The 22,415-nt window shown below is 74.4% G+C and carries 20 protein-coding genes and 1 rRNA gene; 6 read left to right on the top strand and 15 right to left on the bottom strand.

Going from position 1 to position 22,415, the window contains the following annotated elements:
- The first annotated feature begins 18 nt into the window (after positions 1-18).
- The gene (locus AB0K17_RS21730; RefSeq protein ID WP_365968971.1) at positions 19-1,821 is read left to right on the top strand and encodes a glycoside hydrolase family 15 protein; all 1,803 of its coding nucleotides are present in this window, start codon (positions 19-21) and stop codon (positions 1,819-1,821) included.
- A gap of 243 nt (positions 1,822-2,064) precedes the next feature.
- Here the strand turns inward: AB0K17_RS21730 and AB0K17_RS21725 are convergent, their stop codons facing one another.
- Entirely contained in the window at positions 2,065-3,342 is a 1,278-nt protein-coding gene (locus tag AB0K17_RS21725) for an MFS transporter (protein ID WP_365983923.1), read from the bottom strand.
- Positions 3,343-3,386: 44 nt separating this feature from the next.
- Here AB0K17_RS21725 and AB0K17_RS21720 point away from each other — a divergent pair, with 44 nt between their 5' ends.
- Positions 3,387-4,964, top strand: a complete 1,578-nt coding sequence (locus AB0K17_RS21720) for a PucR family transcriptional regulator (RefSeq protein WP_365983921.1) — start codon at positions 3,387-3,389, stop codon at positions 4,962-4,964.
- Positions 4,965-5,137: 173 nt separating this feature from the next.
- On the opposite strand, the gene AB0K17_RS21715 is transcribed toward AB0K17_RS21720, so the two are convergent.
- On the bottom strand, positions 5,138-6,253 hold the full coding sequence (locus tag AB0K17_RS21715; protein ID WP_365983920.1) for a glycosyltransferase family 4 protein: 1,116 nt from the start codon (positions 6,251-6,253) through the stop codon (positions 5,138-5,140).
- Positions 6,254-6,390: 137 nt separating this feature from the next.
- Positions 6,391-6,978 (bottom strand): PadR family transcriptional regulator, encoded by a 588-nt coding sequence (locus AB0K17_RS21710; RefSeq protein ID WP_365983919.1) that lies wholly within the window; start codon positions 6,976-6,978, stop codon positions 6,391-6,393.
- Positions 6,979-7,072: 94 nt separating this feature from the next.
- Here AB0K17_RS21710 and AB0K17_RS21705 point away from each other — a divergent pair, with 94 nt between their 5' ends.
- Positions 7,073-7,501, top strand: a complete 429-nt coding sequence (locus AB0K17_RS21705; RefSeq protein WP_365983918.1) for a nuclear transport factor 2 family protein — start codon at positions 7,073-7,075, stop codon at positions 7,499-7,501.
- Between the two features lie 13 nt (positions 7,502-7,514).
- Here the strand turns inward: AB0K17_RS21705 and AB0K17_RS21700 are convergent, their stop codons facing one another.
- From AB0K17_RS21700 to AB0K17_RS21675, 6 genes are all read right to left on the bottom strand, one after another.
- Positions 7,515-8,222 carry a hypothetical protein gene (locus AB0K17_RS21700; RefSeq protein ID WP_365983917.1) on the bottom strand — a complete coding sequence of 236 codons (708 nt, stop codon included), beginning with the start codon at positions 8,220-8,222 and terminating at the stop codon, positions 7,515-7,517.
- Complete coding sequence (locus tag AB0K17_RS21695; protein WP_365983916.1) at positions 8,219-9,043, bottom strand: hypothetical protein; 825 nt, start codon at positions 9,041-9,043, stop codon at positions 8,219-8,221. The genes AB0K17_RS21700 and AB0K17_RS21695 overlap by 4 nt, the downstream gene beginning before the upstream one ends.
- A gap of 42 nt (positions 9,044-9,085) precedes the next feature.
- Entirely contained in the window at positions 9,086-10,837 is a 1,752-nt protein-coding gene (gene recN / locus AB0K17_RS21690; protein ID WP_365983915.1) for a DNA repair protein RecN, read from the bottom strand.
- A gap of 376 nt (positions 10,838-11,213) precedes the next feature.
- Positions 11,214-12,164: an NAD kinase gene (locus AB0K17_RS21685; protein WP_365983914.1), complete on the bottom strand. Its 951-nt coding sequence runs from the start codon at positions 12,162-12,164 to the stop codon at positions 11,214-11,216.
- Positions 12,161-12,967: a TlyA family RNA methyltransferase gene (locus tag AB0K17_RS21680; RefSeq protein ID WP_365968994.1), complete on the bottom strand. Its 807-nt coding sequence runs from the start codon at positions 12,965-12,967 to the stop codon at positions 12,161-12,163. The genes AB0K17_RS21685 and AB0K17_RS21680 overlap by 4 nt, the downstream gene beginning before the upstream one ends.
- 13 nt (positions 12,968-12,980) lie before the next feature.
- Positions 12,981-13,226, bottom strand: coding sequence for a hypothetical protein (locus AB0K17_RS21675; protein WP_365968960.1), 246 nt, complete (start codon positions 13,224-13,226; stop codon positions 12,981-12,983).
- A 69-nt stretch (positions 13,227-13,295) separates the two neighbouring features.
- Here AB0K17_RS21675 and AB0K17_RS21670 point away from each other — a divergent pair, with 69 nt between their 5' ends.
- On the top strand, positions 13,296-13,643 hold the full coding sequence (locus tag AB0K17_RS21670; protein WP_365968959.1) for an alkyl sulfatase C-terminal domain-containing protein: 348 nt from the start codon (positions 13,296-13,298) through the stop codon (positions 13,641-13,643).
- Here the strand turns inward: AB0K17_RS21670 and AB0K17_RS21665 are convergent.
- From AB0K17_RS21665 to AB0K17_RS21655, 3 genes are read right to left on the bottom strand one after another with little or no spacing between them, the layout of a single operon-like run.
- Entirely contained in the window at positions 13,591-14,472 is an 882-nt protein-coding gene (locus tag AB0K17_RS21665; protein ID WP_365983913.1) for an ABC transporter ATP-binding protein, read from the bottom strand. The genes AB0K17_RS21670 and AB0K17_RS21665 overlap by 53 nt on opposite strands.
- A complete protein-coding gene (locus AB0K17_RS21660; RefSeq protein WP_365983912.1) occupies positions 14,469-15,524 on the bottom strand; it encodes an iron chelate uptake ABC transporter family permease subunit in 1,056 nt (351 codons plus the stop codon). The genes AB0K17_RS21665 and AB0K17_RS21660 overlap by 4 nt, the downstream gene beginning before the upstream one ends.
- Complete coding sequence (locus AB0K17_RS21655) at positions 15,521-16,519, bottom strand: iron chelate uptake ABC transporter family permease subunit (protein WP_365968993.1); 999 nt, start codon at positions 16,517-16,519, stop codon at positions 15,521-15,523. The genes AB0K17_RS21660 and AB0K17_RS21655 overlap by 4 nt, the downstream gene beginning before the upstream one ends.
- 135 nt (positions 16,520-16,654) lie before the next feature.
- Between AB0K17_RS21655 and AB0K17_RS21650 the strand changes: the two genes are divergently transcribed.
- Positions 16,655-17,674: an ABC transporter substrate-binding protein gene (locus AB0K17_RS21650; protein ID WP_365983910.1), complete on the top strand. Its 1,020-nt coding sequence runs from the start codon at positions 16,655-16,657 to the stop codon at positions 17,672-17,674.
- A gap of 45 nt (positions 17,675-17,719) precedes the next feature.
- On the opposite strand, the gene AB0K17_RS21645 is transcribed toward AB0K17_RS21650, so the two are convergent.
- Positions 17,720-18,736, bottom strand: coding sequence for an HAD-IIA family hydrolase (locus AB0K17_RS21645; protein ID WP_365968955.1), 1,017 nt, complete (start codon positions 18,734-18,736; stop codon positions 17,720-17,722).
- A 77-nt stretch (positions 18,737-18,813) separates the two neighbouring features.
- Between AB0K17_RS21645 and AB0K17_RS21640 the strand changes: the two genes are divergently transcribed.
- Complete coding sequence (locus tag AB0K17_RS21640; protein ID WP_365968954.1) at positions 18,814-20,115, top strand: DUF1015 domain-containing protein; 1,302 nt, start codon at positions 18,814-18,816, stop codon at positions 20,113-20,115.
- A 94-nt stretch (positions 20,116-20,209) separates the two neighbouring features.
- Here AB0K17_RS21640 and AB0K17_RS21635 read toward each other — a convergent pair whose 3' ends face one another.
- Together AB0K17_RS21635 and rrf are read right to left on the bottom strand one after the other, a co-directional pair.
- Complete coding sequence (locus AB0K17_RS21635) at positions 20,210-21,007, bottom strand: hypothetical protein (protein WP_365983960.1); 798 nt, start codon at positions 21,005-21,007, stop codon at positions 20,210-20,212.
- Positions 21,008-22,310: 1,303 nt separating this feature from the next.
- A 5S ribosomal RNA gene (rrf, locus tag AB0K17_RS21630) occupies positions 22,311-22,415 on the bottom strand; the annotation flags it as partial.

Below are 22,415 nucleotides of genomic sequence, written 5' to 3'. Positions count from 1 at the left end.
CGTTCGACTGGAGATGACGTGGCCGGGCGTATCGAGGATTACGCACTGATCGGCGACATGCAGACCGCCGCACTGGTCTGCCGGGACGGTACGGCCGACTGGCTGTGCCTGCCCCGGTTCGATTCCCATGCGGCCTTCGCCGGACTGCTCGGCACAGAGGAACACGGCTACTGGCGGATCGGCCCGGCGCACCCCTCGGGGGCCGCGCCACCCAGGGCCGACCGCCGCCGGTACCGGGGCGACTCCCTCGTGCTGGAGTCCGAGTGGGACACCCCCCGCGGCACCGTCCGCATCATCGACTTCATGCCGCCGCGCGACGGAGCGCCGCAGCTGATCCGCATCGTCGAGGGCGTCAGCGGCCGGGTGCCCATGCGCTCGGCGCTGCGCATGCGCTTCTCCTACGGCCGCGTCGTGCCGTGGGTGCACAAGGTGGGCGAGCGCACGGTGGCCGTCGCCGGCCCCGACTCGGTGTGGCTGGACACCACTGTCGACACCTTCGGCAAGGACCTGACCACCTACTCCGACTTCACCGTCTCGCCCGGGGAGCGGATCGCCTTCACCATCAGCTGGCAGCCCTCGCACGGCGAGCCGCCCGCCCTGCCGGACCCGGAGGGCTCGCTGGAGGCCACGGAGGAGTTCTGGCGCGAGTGGGTGGGCCACTGCACGTACCACGGCCCCTACCGGGACGCCGTGGTCCGCTCGCTGATCACCCTCAAGGCCCTGACCTACGCCCCCACCGGCGGCATCGTGGCCGCGCCCACGACCTCGCTGCCGGAGGAGATCGGCGGCGTGCGCAACTGGGACTACCGCTACACCTGGCTGCGGGACGCGGCGATCACCCTGTCCTCGCTGCTGCGCACCGGCTACCGCGAGGAGGCCCGCGCCTGGCGCGAGTGGCTGCTGCGCGCGGTCGCCGGCGACCCGGAGAACCTGCAGATCATGTACGGCATCGCGGGCGAGCGCGAGCTGGGCGAGGCGGAGCTGCCCTGGCTGCCCGGCTACGAGAACTCCGCACCCGTGCGCGTCGGCAACGGCGCGGCCGGCCAGCTCCAGCTGGACGTCTACGGCGAGGTCACCGAGGCCCTGCACCTGGCCCACATGACGGGCCTGGCCCGCAACGACTACGCCTCGCTGCTGCAGCTGCGGCTCATCGGCTACCTGGAGGACCACTGGACCGAGCCCGACGAGGGCATCTGGGAGGTGCGCGGCCCGCGCCGGCACTTCGTGCACTCCAAGGTGATGGCCTGGGTGGCCGTCGACCGCACCATCAAGCTCATCGAGTCCGGCGACGTCGACGGGCCGCTGGAGCGCTGGCGCGAGCTGCGCGACGACATCCACCGGGACGTGTGCGAGAGGGGCTACGACAAGGAGCGCAACACCTTCACGCAGTCCTACGGCTCCAAGGAGCTGGACGCATCCTTGCTGCTGATCCCGCAGATGGGCTTCCTGCCGCCGGACGACAAGCGCGTCATCGGCACGATCGAGGCGATCCAGCGGGAGCTGTCCACGCCCGACGGCTTCGTCCTGCGCTACCCCACGGCCGGCCACGAGGCCGGCGTGGACGGTCTCGAGGGCGACGAAGGCGCCTTCCTCGCCTGCTCCTTCTGGCTGGCCGACGACCTGGCGATGATCGGCCGGGTGGACGAGGCGCGGCAGCTGTTCGAGAAGCTGCTGGGCCTGCGCAACGACCTGGGGCTGCTGGCGGAGGAGTGGGACCCGCGCCTGAAGCGGCAGGTGGGCAACTTCCCGCAGGCCTTCAGCCATGTGCCGCTGATCGACACCGCGCTGCGGCTGACGGCCTCCAGCGCCTTCGGCGGCTAGCGCCGCCGGCGAACCCGGGCAGAGCCCGGGTACGCCCCGAAGGGGCGCGGGGCAGCGTTCGATCTGCGGCTGCCGCCGCGTGGGCCCGACAAGCCACGACGCGCCCGCAGTCAGGATGCTGTGCTTCGCCCCGGCCTCGGGATGGCACGTCGACCGCGGGCCCTCGGTGGCCGATCGCGCAGTTCCCCGCGCCCCTTCGGGGCGCTGCGTGATCGGCCGGAGGCCCGGGACCGCCGCATGGCCTCACTTCCGCCGGAGCGGCAGTACGAGCAGTGCGGCCACCGGAACGACGAGGCTCGCTGCCGCCGCGTTGAGCCCGCCGTAGCCGTAGTCGGCCAGGACGGGGCCGGAGAGCGCGCCGCCCGCCGCGCCGACGAGATTCATCAGGGTGTCGGACAGCCCCTCGACCTCAGGGCGGTGCCCGGGGTCGACGGACTCGCTCAGCAGCGTCGAGCCGGCCACGGTCGCGCACGACCAGCCCAGGCCCAGCAGGAACAGCCCGGACGTCACCGGCCAGGGCCGGCTGCCCGCCGTACCCGCCAGCAGGGCCGCGACCACCAGCAGCGCCTGCCCCAGCAGGATCACCGGCACCCGGCCCAGCCGGTCGGCCGCCTTGCCGACCAGCGGCGAGAGGGCGTACATGCCCGCGATGTGCACGCTGATCGTGAAGCCGATGACGCTCAGCGACGCCCCGTGGTGGGCGAGGTGCACCGGTGTCATCGTCATGACCGCGACCATCACCGCATGGCCCAGGACCAGCGCGCCCAGCCCGGTCAGCGCGGCCGGCGAGCTGCGTACGTGCCGCAGGGCGCTGCCCATGCGGGCCGTGAAGCGGGGGGCGCCCGGGGTGTCCGCGGGCGCCGGTGCCGGCAGCATCAGCAGCGGGTCCGGGCGCAGCCGGGTGTGCACCACGGCCCAGCCGGCCACGAACGCCGCGACGGAGAAGACGAACGTGCCCGCCGGGGGCGGCAGGTGCAGCAGGCGGGCCGTGTGCTCGCCGGGGCCACTGAGGTTGGGGCCGAGCACGCTGCCCACCGTCGTCGCCCAGACCACCACCGACAGGGCGCCCGCCCGGGCGCCCGGTTCGGCGAGGTCGGTGGCCGCGTAGCGCGACTGCAGGTTGGCGGCGGAGGCCGCGCCGATCAGGAGCATGCCGGCCAGTGCGGGCGGGTACCAGCCCAGCCGGGCCGCGGCCAGGACGACGAGCGAGCCCGCCGCGGCCAGCAGCCAGCCGGTGCCCAGCCCGGCCCGGCGCCCTCGGGCCCGGGACAGCGCCGCCAGCGGCACGGCGGCCAGCGCCGCCCCGAGCGTGATCAGCGTCGTGGCGATGCCGGCCAGCGAGGCCGAGCCGGAGAGCCGCTCCACCAGCAGCCCGCCTGAGGAGAGCATCGAGCCCATGCCGAGACCGGCCACGGCCTGGGCCGTGACGAGGACCCGTACGGTGCGCCGCTGCACCGCGGCGCGGTCGGGGAGGGCGGGCGCGGACGGCTCGGCGCCGACGCCGGGTATGCCGGTTGTCATGCACAGAGAGTAAAGCTGCGGGGGCGATGGTCTAGGTTCACGGCATGGAGGAGACGATCACCGTCGCACGGGCCCTACAGCTGCCCGCCCTCAAGCGCGGCCTGCCCCAGGTGATGGCCGGCGGCGAGGCGCTGCACCGCGCCGTGCGCTGGGTGCACGCCTGCGAGGCGCCCCACATCGCCGCCCTGCTCAAGGGCGGTGAACTGCTGCTGACCACCGGCCTGGGCCTGGGCAGCCGGCCCGCCGAGCAACGGGCCTTCGTCAGGGGCCTGGTCGACCGGGACGTGGCGGCCCTCGTCGTCGAACTCGGCTCCCACTTCACCACGCTGCCCCCGGCCGTCGTGGACACCGCCCGCGCCCTCGGCCTGCCGCTCGTGCAGCTGCACCGCGAGGTGCCCTTCGTCGCCGTCACCGAGGAGATCCACACCGAGCTCGTCAACGCGCACTACACGCTGCTGCGCCGCGCCGACGAGGTGCACCGGCGCTGCACCGAGGTCCTGCTCGGCGGGGGCGGCGTCCCCGAAGTGCTGAGATTGTTCGCCGACTTCGCGGGCAACCCCGTCTTCCTCCAGGGCTCCGACGGACGGCTGCTGTACGCGGCGGGCCCGGCCGACGCCCTGCAGGTGTGGGACGGCCTGCGCGGTGCCGTGCCGGGCGGCGGCGTGGTGGTCGACGTCCCCGGCGGACAGCCGGAGGGCACGCCACGCGGACGGCTGACGGTGCTGCCGGTCGACGCGCCGCTCGCCCCCGTGCACCGGATCGCCGCCGAACGCACGGCGGGCCTGCTCGCGGTCGTCCTGCTGCAGGCCCGCCAGGAGGAGGAACTGGCCGCCCGCGGACGCGGCGACTTCCTCACCGACCTCGCCGAGGGCCGGCTCGATGCGTCGGAGGCCCCCGCACAGGCCCGCGTCCTCGGCTTCCGGCCCGGGCCGGGCCCGCTGCTGCCGGTGGTGATGCGGCTGGCCGCGGACGGCGTGCCGGCGGAGTCCTGGGCGTCGCTGGCCGGCGCGCTGCAGCGCGAACTCGCCGCGGTCGGCGCGCCGGTGCTCCTCGGCGTACGCCTCCCGGAGGGCCGGGTGCCGCTGCTCGTGGGGCTGCGCGAGGAGGACGAACGCCCGGTGGTCGCCGCGAAGGTCGCGGCCGCCCTGCGGGCCGGGGCGCAGCGGGCGCTCGGCCGCACCCCCGTGGTCGTCGCCGGCGCCCCCGCCACCTGGGCCACGGCCGGCGCCGGGCTGCGCCACGCCGCGCAGGCGGCGACGGCGGTGCGCGGCCTGCCGGACGCGGCGGAACGGCCCTGGCACGACGCGCGCCACCTCGACGTGGACGTCCTGCTGTGGCAGCTGCGCTCGCACGGCGACCTCGCGGCCTTCGTCGACCGCGTCCTCGGCCCCCTGCTCGCCCACGACGGCACGGCCCGCCCGGTGCTGCTGCCGACCCTGGAGGCGTACCTGGCGCACGCCGGCCGCAAGGCCGAGACGGCCCGGGAACTGCACGTCAACCGGCAGACGCTCTACGACCGGCTGGCCCGCATCGCGCGCCTGCTCGGCGCCGACCTCGACGCCCCGCACACGGTGCTCTCCCTCAGCCTCGCCCTGCGGGCGCGCCACCACTGCGCCCCGTAGGAGGCGCGGGGTGGTGCCGATCCGCGGCTGCCGCCGCGCGGGCGCGACACGGCGCCCCGTCTGCGGGCGCGTCGTGGCTTGTCGCGCAGTCCCCCGCGCCCCTACGGGGCACTGCACCAGCCCACGGCGCCCCGTAGACCCAGGCGAAGCCCTGCGCCCCGGCGGGGCGCCGCTCACGCCCGGACGAGCTCGTCGTACACGCTGAGGACGTGCGCCACCGTGTCGGTCTCCGTGGGCCAACTGGCCGTCAGCCGGCGTCCGGCCTCCACGAGCTCCGCGCACCGCACCGGATCGCCCAGCAGCCGTTCCACGGCCAGCGCGAGCGCCGCCGCGTCCCCGTAGGGGACGAGTTCGGCCGCGTCCCCCACGAGGTCGGGCACGCCGCCCACCGCCGTCGCCACCAGCGGCACGCCCGCGTACAGCGCCTCCTGGGCGAGCAGCGACCGGGCCTCCCAGCGGCTGGGCATGACGACCACGTCGGCCGCGGCCAGCAGCTCGGGCACGTCGTCGCGGCGGCCGAGGAGGAGGACGGGCAGCTGCTCGTCCTCGATCCGCCGCTGCAGGCGGGGGCGCTCGGCGCCCTCGCCCGCCACCACCAGCAGCGGCTCGGGGTCCATCTCCCGCCAGGCGCGGGCCGCGTCCAGCAGCGGCCCGTGGCCCTGGCCGGGCTCCAGGCGCCCGACGGTCATCACCAGGGGCCGCCCCGTCGCACCCAGTTCGGCGCGGGCCTTGAGCCGTAGGCACTCGTCCTCGTCCGGCACCGTCCGCGGCGCGGGCAGGGCCACCGGGGCGAGGCGGGCGTCGCGTGCACCGCGCAGCCGGGCCTGGTCGACCAGGTCGGGGGAGGCGCCCAGCACCACGGCGGCGGCACGGGCGGCCTGGCGCTCCATCAGCCGTACGACGTGCGTGCGCGCCCCGTGCGCCCGCACCCGCCTGTGCCAGGTGACGACCAGCGGCGTGCTGCGGCCGCGCAGCGCGAGGGCGGCGAGCATCCCGGAGCGCAGGCCGTGCGCGTGCACCACGTCGGCACCGGCGCTCGCGGCCCGGATCCCGCCGACGGCCAGGGCGTTGCCACCGGGCACGAGCGGGCTGAACTCCGCGCCGCCCTCGGTGAAGGCGTACCGCGCCTCGGCGACCTGCGGCCCGCACACGGTCACCCGCAGCCCGTGCGCCACGAGCCCGCCGGTCAGCGATCGCACGTGCGCGCCGCTGCCGCCGCTCCCGCTGCCCAGGACCTGTACGGCGTGCAGAGGCGGCCGCGCGTGGGCGGGGCCGGGTGTGCTGCTCACGCGGTGGGGGCTCCTGGCTCGACGTCGGGCGGGCGTACGGGGCGGGGTGCTGAAGGCCAGGATGCCAGGCGGGAGCGCGGCAGGAGTGCCATCCCCACGGGACCGGCCCGTCCCACCTCGCCCGCAGTTCTTCGGATTCACCCGCTTTGGGGATTCCCTGGCGGGAGCCCGGCCCCCGACCTCACCCGCAGGATCCCGATCGCCCGCTCGCACCAGTCGCGGTTGCCCTCCTCGAAGGCCAGGCCGCGGGCGCAGGTGAGGTAGGGGCCGATGCGGGCGCCGTGGCGCAGGAAGTCCTCCTCGGTGCGCTCGCCCCGCATGGTGCGCAGCAGGTCCGTGAACAGGTCGATCCGGGCCCGGGCCACGGCGGCCCGCTCGGCGAGCTGCGCGATGAGGGTCGCGGTGTCGACGTGGTCGGCGGCCTGGACCTTGACGAGCAGGTCGTCGCGGATGAAGGAGGGCTTCGCGGAGGCGGCCGTGAAGCGCTCCAGCTCCGCAAGGCCGGCGTCGGTGACGTGGAAGAGGCGTTTGGTGGGGCGGGTCTCCTGGAGGACCTCGCGGCCCGCGATGAAGCCGTCCTTCTCCAGCCGGTTCAGTTCGGCGTAGAGCTGCTGCGGCTGGGCGTGCCAGAAGTTGGCCATGCCCAGGTCGAAGGCCTTGGTGAGCTGGTAGCCGCTGAGTTCTCCGTCGAGCAGTGCCGCCAGTACGGCGTGGCGCAGCGCCATCGGATCGTCCCTTCCTCCCCCTGTTGCCCGCTCCGCACCCCATGATAGTCAGGAAAATGACTAATCTTCTTCATGACTACTTCAGGAGTGACGGATGACCACCGCAGACCGCTTCCGCTCCGCCGTCGACCACCGTGACCTCGCGGCGCTCGACGACCTGTTCACCGAGGACATCCGCTTCTACAGCCCGGTGAAGTTCACGCCGTTCGAGGGCAAGGCGATGGTGCTGGGTCTCTTCGGGGTGCTGCTGCGCACGTTCGAGGACTTCCGCTACGTCGGCCGGTACACCGGCACCGCGCACACCAGCAGCGACGACACCTCCGCCCCGTCGGCTGTCCTGGTCTTCCGCGCCCGGGTCGGCGGCAAGGAGATCCACGGCATCGACCAGCTGCACTTCGACGACGACGGGCGGATCAAGGAGTTCACGGTCATGGTCCGGCCTCGATCGGCCGTCCAGGCCCTCGGTGAGGCCGTGCTCGCTGGGCTGGTCGCGGACGGGCTCGCCCCCGCGCCGAACCGGTAGGCACGCCCCCGGCTCAGCCGTCCGCGGCGACGGCCGCCGCCGTCACCACCGCGGCGTGCACCGCGAGGCCGGCGCGGCCGTTGGCCGACACGGCCGCCAGGCCGAGGGCCGCGCCCAGCGCGTGGGCACCGGCATCGCCGAGCATCGTGCGCCGGGCGACGTCCTCGGGCAGCAGGGCCGCCGCCGCGCCCAGCGGCGCGCCCGCCATGGGCGCCCCGCGCAGCAGGCCGCCCGCGGCCAGCGCGAGGACCGCCCCGCCGGCGCGTCCCGGGCGCACGTCCAGCAGGTTGACGGCGTGCGCCGACCCGGCGACCACCACCCCGGCCAGGAACCGGTCGAGGGGCCGGCCCTTCAGCACGGCCCCCGCCGCCAGCCCGGCCGCGCCGATGCCGAAGAGCTTCACCGCACCGCTGGTGACCTCGCCCCGGCGCAGCGCGCCCAGGTGGGCGCGGAAACCCCGCCGATGATCGCCGGCCATGTCGTCGTACGCCCCGCAGGCCCCCGCCGCGAGCACGGCCAGCGCACCCGCCGCCCGGTGCCGGGCCGGGGCCCCCGGCACCGCAGCAACCGCGAGGGCCGTGCCCGCCACGGCCGCCGGCCCGGCGCACAGGTGGACCGTCCGCCCCTCGCGGTTGGTACGCGCACCGAGCCCGGGCCGGATCCGCCGCACGGTCTCGTACACCCCGCGCGTCGCCACCGCGGCCGTGATCAGCGCCCTCACGCCGCCACCAGCCGGTGCAGGGCCTGCTTGAACGCGACCACGAACTCCTCCCGCGCCGCCTCGTCGAGAAGGTCCAGCGACAGATAGGGGTTGAGGTCCTCCAGCTCGACCAGCAGCAGTTCGCCGTCCGGCGCCCGGCAGGCGTCGACGCGCTGGATGCCGTGCTCGATCGCATTCCAGTCGACGAAGCGGCGGGCGAAGTCCACGTCCTCCGGCGTGGGCTCGTAGCGTTCGAGCTCCCAGCGCCTGCCCGGGTCGGGGGCGTACAGCGCGTACTGGAAGGCGTCGTCGACGAAGTAGAACGACACCTCGTAGCGGAAGTCGATGCGGGGCTGCACGAGGACGTCCCCGTACTCCAGCCCCCGCAGCTCCTGCGCGCTCACGAAGCGCAGGCCTATGGAGTCCGCGCCGGCCTTCGGCTTGACCACGTACTGCGCGACCTGCGGCAGCCGCCCCAGGTCCTCGGCCCGGTCGACCGTGGGAATGACGGGCAGACCCGCCGCCGTGAGGTCGACCAGATACTGCTTGCCGGCCATGTCGGCCTTGCCGGTGAGCTGGTTGTACACCCGCACCCCCTCCCGCACCGCGCGGGCGCGGAAGTCCTCGTACGCGGCCTGGTAGTGCAGCACCGGCCCGCTGTTGCGCACGACCACGGCGTCGAAGCCCGCCATCAGCTCCGCGGCGTCCAGCGGGTGGCACAGCGCGAGGTCGAAGTCCTCGCGCAGCCGGGCGGTCAGGACGATGTCCTCGTCGCAGTACCTGCGGCCGCGGGCCGGGTAGGCGAGGTCCGTCACGTACAGGATGCGGGGCCGGGCGGACATGTCACTCCTCAAGATCACGTGCCCGCCCAGGCTACCCGGGTGTCAGCGCCCGGCCCGCGCCGCCTGCAGCAGCTCCTCGGCGTGGGCGCGGGCGAGCTGCGAGTCCTCCTGGCCCGCGAGCATCCGGGACAGCTCGCGGATGCGGTCCTCGCCCTCCATGATCTTGACGCCGCTGCGGGTCACGGAGCCGTCGTGGGTCTTCTCCACCACCAGATGGCGGTCGGCGAAGGCGGCCACCTGCGGCAGGTGCGTGACCACCACGACCTGCGCCGACTGCGCGAGCCGGGCCAGACGCCGGCCCACCTCGACGGCGGCCTTGCCGCCGACACCGGCGTCCACCTCGTCGAAGAGGTACGTCGGCACCGGGTCCGAACCGGCGAAGACGACCTCCACGGCCAGCATGACGCGCGAGAGCTCACCGCCCGAAGCACCCTTGGCGATGGGCCGGGGCTGCGCCCCGGGGTGCGGGGTGAGCAGAAGCTCGACGTCGTCGGCGCCGTGCGGACCGTACGCCACCGCACGGCCGCCCACCTCGATGCCGGCCGCCGGATCGGCGACCTCGTTCTGCCGGATGGCGAACGTCACCCGCGCATGCGGCATGGCCAGCGAGGCGAGCTCGGCGGTGACCGCGTCGGCGAATCGCTTCGCCGCCTCCGTACGGGCGTCGGTCAGCACCTGCGCGAGCTCGCCCAGTTCCGCGCGCAGAACATCGCGCTCGGCGGTCAGCTCACCGATGCGGTCGTCGTCGCCGTCCAACTCGGCCAGACGGGCGGCACCCGCCTCGGCCCAGGCCAGGACCTGACCGACGTCCTCGCCGTACTTGCGGGTCAGATGCGTCAGCGCCGCCCGGCGCTCCTCGACGGCGGCCAGCCGGCGCGGATCGGCATCGAGATCCGAGGCGTACCCCGCGAGCTCGCCCGAGACGTCGGCCAGCAGGATCCCGACCTCGGCCAGCCGATCGGCGAGCGCGGCCAGCGCGGGATCGTGCGACCGCACGGCCTCCAACGCCCGCTGCGCACCGGCGACAAGCGTGGTGGCGTCGACACCTTCAGGATCCTCCGGATCACCCGCCAACGCCGCGTGCGCGACAGTGGCGGCCGAGGCGAGCGACTCCGCGTGCCCGAGCCGCTCCGCCTCCGCGGCCAGCTCGGCGTCCTCGCCGACCCGCGGCTCGACGGCGGCGATCTCCTGCAGACCGAAGCGCAGCAGATCGGCCTCCTGAGCACGCTCACGCGCCCGCTCGGTGATCTCGCCCAGCTCGGCGGAGACGGCCCGCAGCCGCCGATAGGCGTCGGCGTACTTGGCCAGCGGGACGGCCACGGCATCACCCGCGTACCGGTCGAGTGCCTGCCGCTGCCGCGCCGGCCTCAGCAGACCCTGCTGGTCGGTCTGGCCGTGCACGGCCACCAGGTCGTCGGCCAGCTCCCCCAGCAACCCCACCGGCACGCTCCGCCCGCCGAGGTGGGCGCGCGAACGCCCCTCGGCGGAGAGGGTACGGCTGATGAGCAGCGTGCCGTCGTCCAGCTCCGCACCGGCCTCCTCGGCCCGCACGGCCACGGAGGAACCCCCGTCCACGGCGAGCCGCCCCTCCACCACGGCCGCCTTCGCACCCACCCGCACGAGCGCCGGGTCGGCACGCCCGCCCAGCAGCAGCCCGAGGCTGGTGACGACCATGGTCTTGCCGGCACCGGTCTCGCCGGTGACCGCCGTGAAACCGGGCGCCAGCTCGACGACCGCGTCATCGATGACGCCCAGGGACCGGATCCGCATCTCCTCCAACACGGGTACGACCATACGAGGTCGCGGGCCCGGCCCGCGACGGGCTCCCGTCTCATCACCCCGAACCGGGGGCACCGTGTCCGGGTGCAGGCCGGTGGTCCGGTTGTGCCCACCCGTTCCTCCCCCAGCTACCGCTGGGAGGTGCCCCCAGCGGAACGATTGCCCACAACCGGGCGCGCCTGCCCACAACCGGGCGGGGCGCACCGGGCCACCGGCGGGAGGGGGCGGGGTGGGGTGGGTGTCGGTGGGGGCGTGAGGCGCTCTTCGCTCCTGGCCGCCGGGTGCGGGGTAGGCAGCACCGCGACCAGGGACCGCGAAGAGCGCAGCCCCCACCGGCACCCACCCCACACCGCCCCCGGCACCCAGCACCCAGCCCCCGGCACCCACCCACTCAGTGCGGAGCGCCCCGCCACCCAGCCACCGGCAGCGCGAACTTCGCCACCAGCCGATCCGTGAACGACGCATGGTGCAGCCGCGCCAACCGCACCGGCACCGCCCCCCGCCGTACCTCCACCCGCGCCCCCGCCGGCAGCTCCACACTGCGCCGCCCGTCGCACCACAGCACCCCGTTCGGCGTCTGCGGCTGTACTTCCACCGCCAGCACCGAGTCCGGCGCGGTGACCAGCGGCTTGGCGAACAGGGCATGTGCGCTGATGGGGACCATCAGCAGCGCCTCCACCTCGGGCCACACCACCGGCCCGCCCGCGGAGAAGGCGTACGCCGTCGACCCGGTGGGCGTGGCGCACACCACTCCGTCCCCGCCGAAGCGCGAGACGGGCCGCCCGTCGACCTCGGTGACGACCTCCAGCAGCCGCTCGCGCGCCGCCTTCTCCACGGACGCCTCGTTCAGCGCCCAGTCGGTGTGCACGACGTGACCGTCGGTGCGCACGAGCACGTCGAGGGTCATACGCTCCTCGACCTCGTAGTCACGGGTGACGACCCGGTCGACGACCTTGTCGAGGTCGTCGCGCTCGGCCTCCGCGAGGAAGCCGACGCGCCCGAGGTTGACGCCCAGCATCGGCACCCCGGAGCTGCGGGCGAACTCGGCGCCGCGCAGCAGCGTGCCGTCGCCGCCGAGCACCACCAGCAGTTCGCAGCCCTCCAGGACGTCGGCGCAGCCGGGCCCGGCCTCGACGCGCTCGACCGCCGCCGGCAGCGGCAGGTCCGCGGCCTCCTCGGCGAGCACCCGCACGCCGATGCCGCAGCGAAGGAGGCCCTGCACGACGAGTTCGGCGCTGCGGATCGCGGCCGGGCGCCCGGTGTGGGCGAGCAGGAAGACAGTGCGTTCAGCCGATACTGCTGACGGTGCTGATGGTGCTGATGGTGCTTTTGAAGTGGTCAACGGGGCCCCTCCGCCACTGCACGGTCGACATCCGCCGGGTCCAGTTCAGGCGCACCGGCGCGCAGCCACAGAAAGTACTCGACATTGCCGGACGGCCCGGGCAGCGGGCTCGCGGTAACCCCCAGTACGCCGAGCCCGAGCTCGGCGGCGCGTGCGGCTACGCCGCGCACCGCCTCGGCGCGCAGTTCGGCGCTGCGTACGACGCCGCCGGTGCCGAGCCGCTCCTTGCCGACCTCGAACTGCGGCTTGACCATGAGGACGAGGTCGGCGTCGGGCGCCGAGCAGGCCACCAGGGCGGGCAGCACCAGCCCGAGCGGAATGAAGGACAGATCACCGACAACCAGGTCGACAGGCTCGCCGTCAATCTGCTCCAGCGTCAACTCGCGTACGTTGGTACGGTCCTTCACGGTGACGCGCTCGTCGCTCTGCAGGGACCAGGCGAGCTGCCCGTACCCGACGTCGACGGCGACGACGTGCGCGGCACCGGAGCGCAGCAGGACGTCGGTGAACCCGCCGGTGGAGGCGCCCGCGTCCAGCGCGCGGCGCCCCTCGACCTTCAGGCCGCGCGGTACGAAGGCCGCCAGCGCGCCGGCGAGCTTGTGCCCGCCGCGCGAGACGTAGTCCGGGTCGCTGTCGTCCTGGGCGACGACGATGGCGGCGGCGGTCTCGACCTGGGTGGCGGCCTTGGTCGCCGTCGTGCCGCCGACGGTCACCCGGCCCGCGGCGATCAGCTGGCTGGCGTGCTCGCGGGAACGGGCCAGCTTGCGGCGCACCAGCTCCGCGTCGAGTCGGCGGCGGGTCACTGCCACGTGCGGTTCAGCTCCTGTGATCGGCGTGTTTCGGCGTGGGGGCCTCGTCGAGCGCGGCGAGCGCCCGGCGCAGCCCCTCGTGTACATCCTCGTACACCTGCGGGTGACCGCTGACGTCGAGGTCGTCGGCGTCGGCCAGCCGCTCCAGCGCGGCGTCGACGCCGGGATGGCCGGTGGGGATCCGCTCCAGCCCGAGCGGACGCGGCTCGGGCCGCAGCTCTTCGCTCATGTCGTCACTGACGTCGTCGGTCATGGCTCCGACGCTACCCCGCGGCGGCGGCTTCTCCTGCGCGGCGCCGCTCGTGGGGTACCGTCCTTGGCGATGGCGACCATTGAGGAGTGCCTGGCGGCACTGGACCGGCTGGCGCAGAACCTCGCCGAGGCGAGCGACGGAGTGCGCCGCGCGGCGGCGCTGGACCGCTCGCTGAGCTGCCACGTCACCGACCTGGACGTGACCTTCACCGGTCACCTGCGCGAGGGCCACCTGCGGGAGGTCCGTACGCGCGAGGGCGCCCCGGAGGAGCGGGCGGAGATCCGTCTGGAGATGACGGGGGACGACCTGCTGGCCCTGGTGGACGGCAAGCTGAACTTCGCGAAGGCGTGGGCGAGCGGCCGGGTCAGGCTGAAGGCGTCGTTGAAGGACGTGCTGCGCCTGCGCTCGATTTTGTAGCCCCCTTCCGGCGGGCCGCCGGGACGACCAGCGGAGTCCCGCTCTGCGGGTCGTCGATGACCTGGCAGCGCACCCCGAAGACCTCCTCCACCAGTTCCTCGGTCACGATCTGCGCGGGCGGCCCGGCCGCCACGACCTTCCCGTCCCGCATCGCGATCAGGTGCGTCGCGTAGCGCGCCGCCTGGTTGAGGTCGTGCAGGACGGCGACCAGGGTGCGCCCCTCCTCCTCGTGCAGGTCGGCGAGCAGGTCGAGCAGGTCGATCTGGTGCTGGATGTCGAGGTAGGTGGTGGGCTCGTCCAGCAGGAGCAGGGGCGTGCACTGGGCGAGGGCCATGGCGATCCAGACCCGCTGCCGCTGTCCGCCGGAGAGTTCGTCGACGTGCCGGCCGGCCAGGGCGGACACGCCGGTGGCGGCCATGGCCTCGCCGACGATGCGCTCGTCCTCCTCGGACCACTGGCGCAGCAGTCCCTGGTGGGGGTGGCGGCCGCGGGCGACGAGGTCGGCGACGGTGATGCCGTCGGGGGCGACGGAGGACTGCGGCAGCAGTCCGAGGGTGCGGGCGACCGTGCGGGCGGGGTACGAGCCGATGGCGGCGCCGTCGAGCAGGACGGCCCCGGCGCGCGGCTTGAGCATGCGGGCCAGTGCGCGCAGCAGGGTCGACTTGCCGCAGGCGTTGGGGCCGACGACGACGGTGAAGGAGTGGTCGGGCACGGTGACCGACAGGTCCTCGGCGATGGTGCGCCCGTCGTAGGCGAGGGTGACGGATTCGGCCCGCAGTCGGCTCACGGTCTGGCTCCCGATCGGATGGTTCCTGTGCACGGCGTTCATATGCGTCCCGCCCGCCGCTCGGTGAACAGCAGCCACAGCAGGTAGCAGCCGCCGGCCGTTCCCGTGAACGCCCCCACCGGCAGCCGGTCGGCCCCGAAGAGCCGTTGCGCGGCCAGGTCGGCCCCGGTCAGCAGGGCCGCGCCGGTGCAGGTGGCGGCGAGGAGGTTGGGGCCGGGGGCGCGGGTGAGCCGCCGGGCGAGCTGGGGGGCGGCGAGGGCGACGAAGGCGATGGGGCCGGCGGCGGCGGTGGCCGCGGTGGTCAGCAGGACGGCGGTGCCGAGCGCGCCGATGCGTACGCGCTCGACGCGCACGCCCAGCGCGTACGCCGTGTCGTCGCCCATTTCGAGCATCCGCAGCGACCGGCCGTGGCCGAGGGCGAGCGGGACGAGGACGGTGCAGGCGCCCAGCAGCGACCAGACCTGTTCCCAGCCGCGCCCGGTGAGGGAGCCGACCATCCAGACGGTGGCGCGGGCGGCGTCGGTGAGTCCGGCCTTGGTCAGCAGGTAGCCGATGAGGGCGGTGAGGACGGCGGCCACGCCGACGCCGACGAGGACGAACCGGTAGCCGTGCACGCCCTTGCGCCAGGCCAGCGCGTAGATGGCGGCGCCCGCGGCGAGGCCGCCGGCCGCGGCCCCGGCGGCGACGGAGGCGGTGTCGCCGTGCCGGAGCACGATGACCAGCAGCGCGCCGGTCGTGGCGCCCTGGGCGAGGCCGAGGACATCGGGGCTGCCGAGGGGGTTGCGGGTGACGGACTGAAAGACGGCGCCGGCCAGTCCGAGGGCGGCGCCGGCCAGCAGGCCGACCACGACGCGCGGCAGGCGCAGTTCGCGGACGATGAACTCCTGGGCGCCGGTGCCGCCCCCGGTGAGGGTGCGCAGGACGTCGCCGGGCTCCATCGGGTAGTCGCCGCTGCCGATGAGGACCACGGAGGCGGCCAAGGCGCAGGCCAGGAGCAGCACGACGACGAGGGCCGAGCGCGGGTGCAGGCGTACGGACAGGCCGCCGGGGGCGCGCAGGACGCGCGGGGGGCGGGGGGTCTGGGTGGCGGTCACAGCTGGGCCGTCCTCCGGTGCCGGACGAGGTGGACGAACAGGGGGCCGCCGATGAGCGCGGTGACGATGCCGGCCTGTACCTCCGAGGGCCGGGCGACGACGCGGCCGACGACGTCGGAGGCGAGCATCAGGACGGGCGCCAGCAGGGCCGTGTACGGCAGCAGGCGGCCGAGGCCGGGTCCGGTGAAGGTGCGCACGAGGTGGGGGACCATCAGCCCGGCGAAGGCGATGGGCCCGCAGGCGGCGGTGGCGGCGCCGCACAGCAGGGTGACGGCGAGCAGGCCGGCGGCGCGGACGAGGGCGGGCCGGGTGCCCAGGGCCCTGGCGTGGTCCTCGCCGAGTGCGAGGGCGTCCAGGGGCCGGGCGAGGAGCAGGGCGAGCAGGGCGCCGGCCGCGGCGAAGGGGGCGACCCGGGCGACGGTGTCGCCGGTGGCGGCGGCGAACGAGCCGACGGTCCAAAAGCGCATCGTGTCCAGCGCGGCGGAGTCCGACAGCTCGACCATGAAGACGTAGCCGTTGAGGGCGGCGGTCACGGCGGTGCCGGCCAGGGCGAGGCGTACGGGCGTGGCGCTCCTGGTGCCGCCGAGGACGTGGACGACGACGGAGACCAGGGCGGCGCCGAGGAAGGCGAACCACACGTAGCCGCCCGGCGAGGTGACGCCGAGGAAGGTGACGGCGGAGACGACGGCCGCGGCGGCGCCGGCGTTGATGCCGAACAGTCCGGGGTCGGCGAGCGGGTTGCGGGTGAGGGCCTGCATCACCGCGCCGGCGAGCCCCAGTCCGGTGCCGGCGAGGACGCCGAGGAGCGTGCGGGGCACGCGCACGTCCCGTACGACGACGTCGGTGTCGCTGCCGGTGTAGTGGAACAGGCCGTGCCAGACCGCATCGAGCGGGACCGGCTTGGCTCCGACGGCCAGGGACGCGGCGACGGCCAGCAGGAGCAGACCCGTTGCGGCGACGAGGCCGGCGGCATGCGCGGCCCTGCGGCGCGGCACGGGCGCGGCGGCGGGCCCGGTGGGGCGCTCGGTGGAGGGAGGGGGACTGTCGACCAACACCACGTTAGGTTAGCCTAACCTTTCATCGACCCCCCTCCCGGGCCCCACCCGTCACGGAAGAGAAGCGCCACCGACATGAGCACCACCTCCCCCACCCTCACCCGTCGCGGTCTCCTCGCCACCGGCGGCGCCCTCGGCGTCGGCGCCCTGCTCGCCGCCTGCGGCGCGGCGAAGGACTCCGGCGGCGGGGCCGGCGGCAAGGGCGGCGGCCCGTGGAGCTTCAAGGACGACCGGGGTCAGACCGTACGGCTCGACCGCACCCCCAAGCGCATCGTCGCCTTCACCGGCACCGCCGCCGCCCTGCACGACTTCGGCGTCGAGTGCACCGGCGTCTTCGGCCCCACCCGCCTGTCCGACGGCAGGCCCGACCCGCAGGCCGGCGACCTCGACGTCGACAAGCTCACCGTGCTCGGCAACACCTGGGGCGAGTTCAACATCGAGAAGTACGCCGCCCTCGACCCCGAACTCCTCGTCAGCAACATGTTCGAGCCCGATGCGCTCTGGTACGTCCCCGAGGAGAGCAAGAAGAAGATCCTCGGCCTCGCGCCCAGCATCGGCCTGACCGCCGCCCGCGTGCCGATGCTCGACCCCATCAAGCGCAACGCCGAACTCGCCGCCGCCCTCGGCGCCGACCTGAACGCCAAGAAGGTCACCGACGCCAAGGCCCGCTTCGAGGCCGCCGCCGAGGCCGTGCGCAAGGCCGCCAAGGACAACCCCGTCAAGGTCATGGCCGCCTCCGGCAGCGCCGACCTGTTCTACGTCTCCAACCCGGCCGTCAACGCCGACCTCATGTACTTCCGTCAGCTCGGCGTCGACCTCGTCGTCCCGCAAAAGCTCGACAAGGGCGGCTACTTCGAGAGCCTGAGCTGGGAGAACGCCGACCGGTACGCCGCCGACCTCATCCTGCTCGACAGCCGCACCTCCGCCCTGCAGCCCAAGGACCTCGCGGCCAGGCCCACCTGGGCGAAGCTGCCCGCCGTCCGGGCCGGCCAGGTCTCCCCCTGGCTCAGCGAGCCCCGCTTCTCCTACGCCGGCTGCGCCCCGCTCCTGGAGAACCTCGCCGAGGCCCTCCGCAAGGCCAAGAAGACGACCTGACCGAACGCGGTGGGCCGCAGCACCCGGCCCACCGCCACCGGGCGGTCAGTACCCCAGGCGCGCCAGCGCCTTCGCCGCGTCCAGGGCACAGGCCTCCTCGCCCGCCGCCGTCCACGCCGCGGCGCACAGCGCCCGCAGCCCGTCGATCGGCGCGCCCTCGCCCTCCAGCACCAGCTCCCCGTCGCCGGCCGACGCCGACCAGCCGCCGCACCGTCCGTCCACCACCGCCGGGTGCGGCTCCAGCAGACCCCGCAGGTCCTCGGAGACGTACGTCGGCCGGTGCTCCGGCCGCGCCGCGAGCAGCTGCGCGGCCGTGGTGACCCCGGTCAGCACCAGCAGCGAGTCCACCCCGCCGACGTGCGCGCCCTCGATGTCCGTGTCCAGCCGGTCCCCCACCACCAGCGGCCGCTCGGCCCCGGTGCGCAGGATCGTCTCGCGGTGCATCGGCGGCCGCGGCTTGCCCGCCACCTGCGGCTCGGCACCCGTGGCTATCCGCACGGCCTGCACGGCCGCCCCGTTGCCCGGCGCGATGCCCCGGCCGGTGGGAATGGTCAGGTCGGTGTTGGACGCGAACCACGGCACGCCGCGCGCCACCGCGTACGACGCCTCCGCCAGCCGCGACCACGGCATGTCCGGCCCGCCGTAGCCCTGCACCACCGCCGCCGGGTCGTCGTCCGCCGAGTCCACCGGCACCAGCCCGCGCTCGGCCAGCGCCACCCGCAGCCCCTCGGCACCGATCACCAGCACCTTGGCACCGCCCGGCACCTGATCGGCGATCAGCCGGGCCACCGCCTGCGCCGAGGTGATCACGTCCTCCGGCGCGGCCGGCACCCCCAGCTCCGTCAGATGCCCCGCCACCGTCTGCGGCGTGCGCGCGGCATTGTTGGTCACGTACGCCAGGTGCATGCCGTCCTCGCGGGCCCGCTCCAGCGACTCCACCGCGTAGGCGATCGCCGCGCCGCCGGCGTAGACCACACCGTCCAGGTCCAGCAGGGCCGTGTCGTAGGCGGCGCCCAGCGGCCGCTCGCTGCCCTCGGGCCGCAGTCGCACGGTGTGGTTCATGGCTGTGATCGCTCCTTTGTGCTGCACGTCTCCTCCCGGATCATTGCTCATCCGGGCCGGAGACATAACATTTCACAATGAGCACTTCAGGCCACGGCAACGGCGAACCGGTAGCAGGGGGACTTCGTCTCGCCCCATTCCGAGGACTGCGCTACGTCCCCGAGAGGGTGGGCAGCCTCGCTGCCGTCACCTCCCCACCGTACGACGTCGTCGTCCGGCCCGACGGACTGCGCCACCTGGAGACCGCGGACCCGCACAACATCGTCCGGCTCATCCTCCCGCAGGCCGCCACCGCCGCCGACCGGCACCGCCAGGCCGCCGAGACCCTGCGCCGCTGGCAGGAGGAACGCATCCTCGCCGCCGACCCCGAACCCGCGCTGTACATCTACGAACAGCGCGGCGAAGGCATACTCCAGCGCGGTCTCATCGGCGCCCTGCGCCTGACCCCCCGCGAGGAGGGCATCGTCCTGCCCCACGAGGACGTCATGCCCCACATCATCGAGGACCGCGCCGCCCTGATGCGCAGCGCCGGCGCCAACCTCGAACCGCTGCTCTTCTCCTACCGCGGCAACGGCGACGGCACCGAGGGCGCCGCCGGTGTCATCGAGCGCGTCACCACCACCGAACCGCTGCTGTCCACCACCACCGAGGACGGCTACGCCCACCGCCTGTGGGCCGTCACCGACGCCGACGACCTCGCCGTCATCGACGCCGACCTCTCCCACCAGCACGCACTGATCGCCGACGGCCACCACCGCTGGGCCACCTACCTGCGCCTGCACGCCGAACAACCGGCACCCGGACCCTGGGACTTCGGCCTGGTCCTGCTCGTCGACACCGCCCGCTACCCGCTGCGCGTACGGGCCATCCACCGCCTGCTGCACCAGCTGCCCGCCTCCCGGGCGCTCGCCGCCCTCGGCGACGCCTTCCGGGTACGCACCCTGGAGGGCTCCCTGCAGGACGCCCTCGACGCCCTGGCCCGGGCCGCCACCGAACCGGGCAACAACGCCTTCGTCCTCGCCGGCGACGGCCGCTACCACCTCCTGGACCGCCCGGACCCGGCCCTGCTCGCCCGTACGGTGCCCGGCGACCGCCCCCGCGCCTGGCGCGAGCTGGACGCCACGGTGCTGCACTCGCTGCTGCTCGAACACGTCTGGCAGGTGCCGGACGACCCCGAGCACATCGGCTACATCCACGACACCGCCGCGGTCGTCGCCCAGGCCGAGCGCCACGACGCGACGGCCGTCCTCATGCACCCGGTCCACGAGGACGTCGTACGGGAGCTGGCGGAGCAGGGCGTGACGATGCCGCGCAAGTCGACCTCGTTCGGGCCGAAGCCGGCCACGGGCCTGGTGCTGCGGAGCCTGGCCCTGGACTGATCCGGTCCCGGTCCGGTTCCGGTCCGGATACGCCGAAGGGCGGAACCCCTGTGGGGGTTCCGCCCTTCGGCGTCATGAGCGACGGCTACCGGTCTCAGTCCTGCTGGGGCCGGTCCTCGGTGCCCTCGGACTCGATCTCCTCGGCCTCGGGCTTGTCGGCCTCGGGCTTGTCGGCCTCGGGCTTCTCCGCCACCGTCTCCTCGGGCGTCTCCTCGTCGAGGGCGTCCGTGAACTCGATGCCGTCCAGCTCCGCGAGCCGGTCCGAGGCGTTCGTGGTGCCGCCCTGGTCCGCCTCGAGGGCCTTCGCGAACCACTCACGGGCCTCGGCCTCACGGCCCACCGCCAGCAGCGCGTCCGCGTACGCGTAGCGCAGGCGGGCCGTCCACGGCTGGACGGAGTTCGACGCGAGCTCGGGGCTCTGCAGCGTCACGACCGCGGCCTCCGCCTGACCCAGGTCCTGGCGGGCACCGGCGGCGACGAGCCGCATCTCGACCTGACCGGCCTTGTCCAGCTTCTGCACCTCGGGCTCGCCGGCCATGGCCAGCGCCCGCTCGGGGCGGCCCATGCCGCGCTCGCAGTCCGCCATCACCGGCCACAGGTCGACCGAGCCGGTCATCCGGCGGGCGGCACGGAACTCGGCCAGCGCCTCGGAGTACTTGCCGGTGGCGTACGAGGCGAAGCCGGCGGCCTCGCGCACGGCCGCCACGCGGGAGGCCAGGCGCAGGGCGACGCGGGAGTAGGCGTAGGCCTGCTCGGCGTCCTCGTCCAGCAGACGGGCGACCATGACGAGGTTGCGGGCCACGTCCTCGGCGAGCGTCTTGGGCAGGCTCATCAGCTCCTGCCGGACGTCCTTGTCGATCTCCTCGCCGGTCACGTCCTCCGGGATGGGCAGACGCTTGACCGGCTCGCGGTCGCCGCGGTCGCGGTCACGGTCCCGGGCGTCACGGCGGCCGTAGCCGCCGGAACGGTCGTCACGGCGGTCGTCACGGCGGAAACCACCGCGGCCGCCGCCCTGGCGGTCGTCACGGAAGGAACGACGGGGACCGCGGTCGTCGTCGCGGCGCGGGCCGCGGTCGTCGCGACGGTCGTCACGACGGAAGCCGCCACGGTCGTCGTCACGGCGGGGACCCCGGTCGTCACGGCGGTCGTCGCGGCGGAAGCCGCCGCGGTCGTCGTCACGGCGGCCGAAGCCACCGGTGGGACGGCCACCGCGGTCGTCGCGGCGGAACCCGCCACGGTCGTCGTCACGGCGCGGGCCGCGGTCGTCACGACGCTCGTCGCGACGGAAACCACCGCGGTCGTCATCGCGGCGACCGAAGCCGCCACGGTCGCGGTCGTCACGACGGCCGAAACCACCGGCCGGACGGTCGTCGCGACGCTCGTCGCGGCGGAAACCACCACGGTCGTCGCGGCGCTCGTCACGACGGTCGTCACGGCGCTCGTCACGACGGAAGCCGCCGCGGTCGTCGTCACGGCGGAAGGACGGACGGTCCTCGCGACGGAAACCACCGGGACGCTCGTCGCGGCGGTCGTCGCGCCGGAAGCCGCCGCGGTCGTCGTCACGGCGGCCGAAGCCACCGGTGGGACGGCCACCGCGGTCGTCGCGGCGGAACCCGCCACGGTCGTCGTCACGGCGCGGGCCGCGGTCGTCACGACGGTCATCACGACGGAAACCACCGCGGTCGTCGTCACGGCGCGGGCCGCGGTCGTCACGACGCTCGTCGCGACGGAAACCACCGCGGTCGTCATCGCGGCGGCCGAAGCCGCCACGGTCGCGGTCATCGCGACGGAAACCACCGGTCGGACGGCCGCCACCGGGACGCTCGTCACGGCGGTCGTCGCGGCGGAAGCCGCCGCGGTCGTCGTCGCGGCGCGGGCCGCGGTCGTCACGGCGGTCGTCGCGACGCTCGTCACGGCGGAAACCACCACGGTCGTCGCGGCGGAAGCCGCCGGCGCGGTCGTCACGACGGCCGAAGCCGCCGTCACGCGGACCGCGGGCGCCTCCGCGGCGCGGCTCGCCGCCCGACCGGTCGTCGGGAGAGTTGGTGGACATCGACGTGACTCCTGTCTTCAGGTACCGCATTCATTCTCGCGCACCCTGGTGACAGGCGCGCTTCAAGCAAAACGCTTCAGGCAAAAAACAAAGGACCCCTGGTCCCAGCTGAACGCTGGGACCAGGGGTCCTTGTAAAGATTGTTCGGCGGCGTCCTACTCTCCCACAGGGTCCCCCCTGCAGTACCATCGGCGCTGAAAGGCTTAGCTTCCGGGTTCGGAATGTAACCGGGCGTTTCCCTAACGCT

Source organism: Streptomyces sp. NPDC049585 (genome assembly GCF_040675615.1).
In the GTDB taxonomy this organism is placed as follows: domain Bacteria; phylum Actinomycetota; class Actinomycetes; order Streptomycetales; family Streptomycetaceae; genus Streptomyces; species Streptomyces luteosporeus.
The sequence above is the reverse complement of the archived record's forward strand: the minus strand, read 5'-3'. Positions and strand labels throughout refer to the sequence as shown.

Bases quoted from the DNA above. Each gene is read 5' to 3' on its own strand.
- AB0K17_RS21705 (WP_365983918.1), top strand. From the start codon at position 7,073: ATGACCACCGCAGACCGCTTCCGCTCCGCCGTCGACCACCGTGACCTC.
- recN (WP_365983915.1), bottom strand. From the start codon at position 10,837: ATGGTCGTACCCGTGTTGGAGGAGATGCGGATCCGGTCCCTGGGCGTC.
- AB0K17_RS21710 (WP_365983919.1), bottom strand. From the start codon at position 6,978: ATGGCGCTGCGCCACGCCGTACTGGCGGCACTGCTCGACGGAGAACTC.
- AB0K17_RS21645 (WP_365968955.1), bottom strand. From the start codon at position 18,736: ATGAACCACACCGTGCGACTGCGGCCCGAGGGCAGCGAGCGGCCGCTG.
- AB0K17_RS21640 (WP_365968954.1), top strand. From the start codon at position 18,814: ATGAGCACTTCAGGCCACGGCAACGGCGAACCGGTAGCAGGGGGACTT.
- AB0K17_RS21675 (WP_365968960.1), bottom strand. From the start codon at position 13,226: ATGACCGACGACGTCAGTGACGACATGAGCGAAGAGCTGCGGCCCGAG.
- AB0K17_RS21695 (WP_365983916.1), bottom strand. From the start codon at position 9,043: ATGTCCGCCCGGCCCCGCATCCTGTACGTGACGGACCTCGCCTACCCG.
- AB0K17_RS21665 (WP_365983913.1), bottom strand. From the start codon at position 14,472: ATGAACGCCGTGCACAGGAACCATCCGATCGGGAGCCAGACCGTGAGC.
- AB0K17_RS21725 (WP_365983923.1), bottom strand. From the start codon at position 3,342: ATGACAACCGGCATACCCGGCGTCGGCGCCGAGCCGTCCGCGCCCGCC.
- AB0K17_RS21720 (WP_365983921.1), top strand. From the start codon at position 3,387: ATGGAGGAGACGATCACCGTCGCACGGGCCCTACAGCTGCCCGCCCTC.
- AB0K17_RS21650 (WP_365983910.1), top strand. From the start codon at position 16,655: ATGAGCACCACCTCCCCCACCCTCACCCGTCGCGGTCTCCTCGCCACC.
- AB0K17_RS21670 (WP_365968959.1), top strand. From the start codon at position 13,296: ATGGCGACCATTGAGGAGTGCCTGGCGGCACTGGACCGGCTGGCGCAG.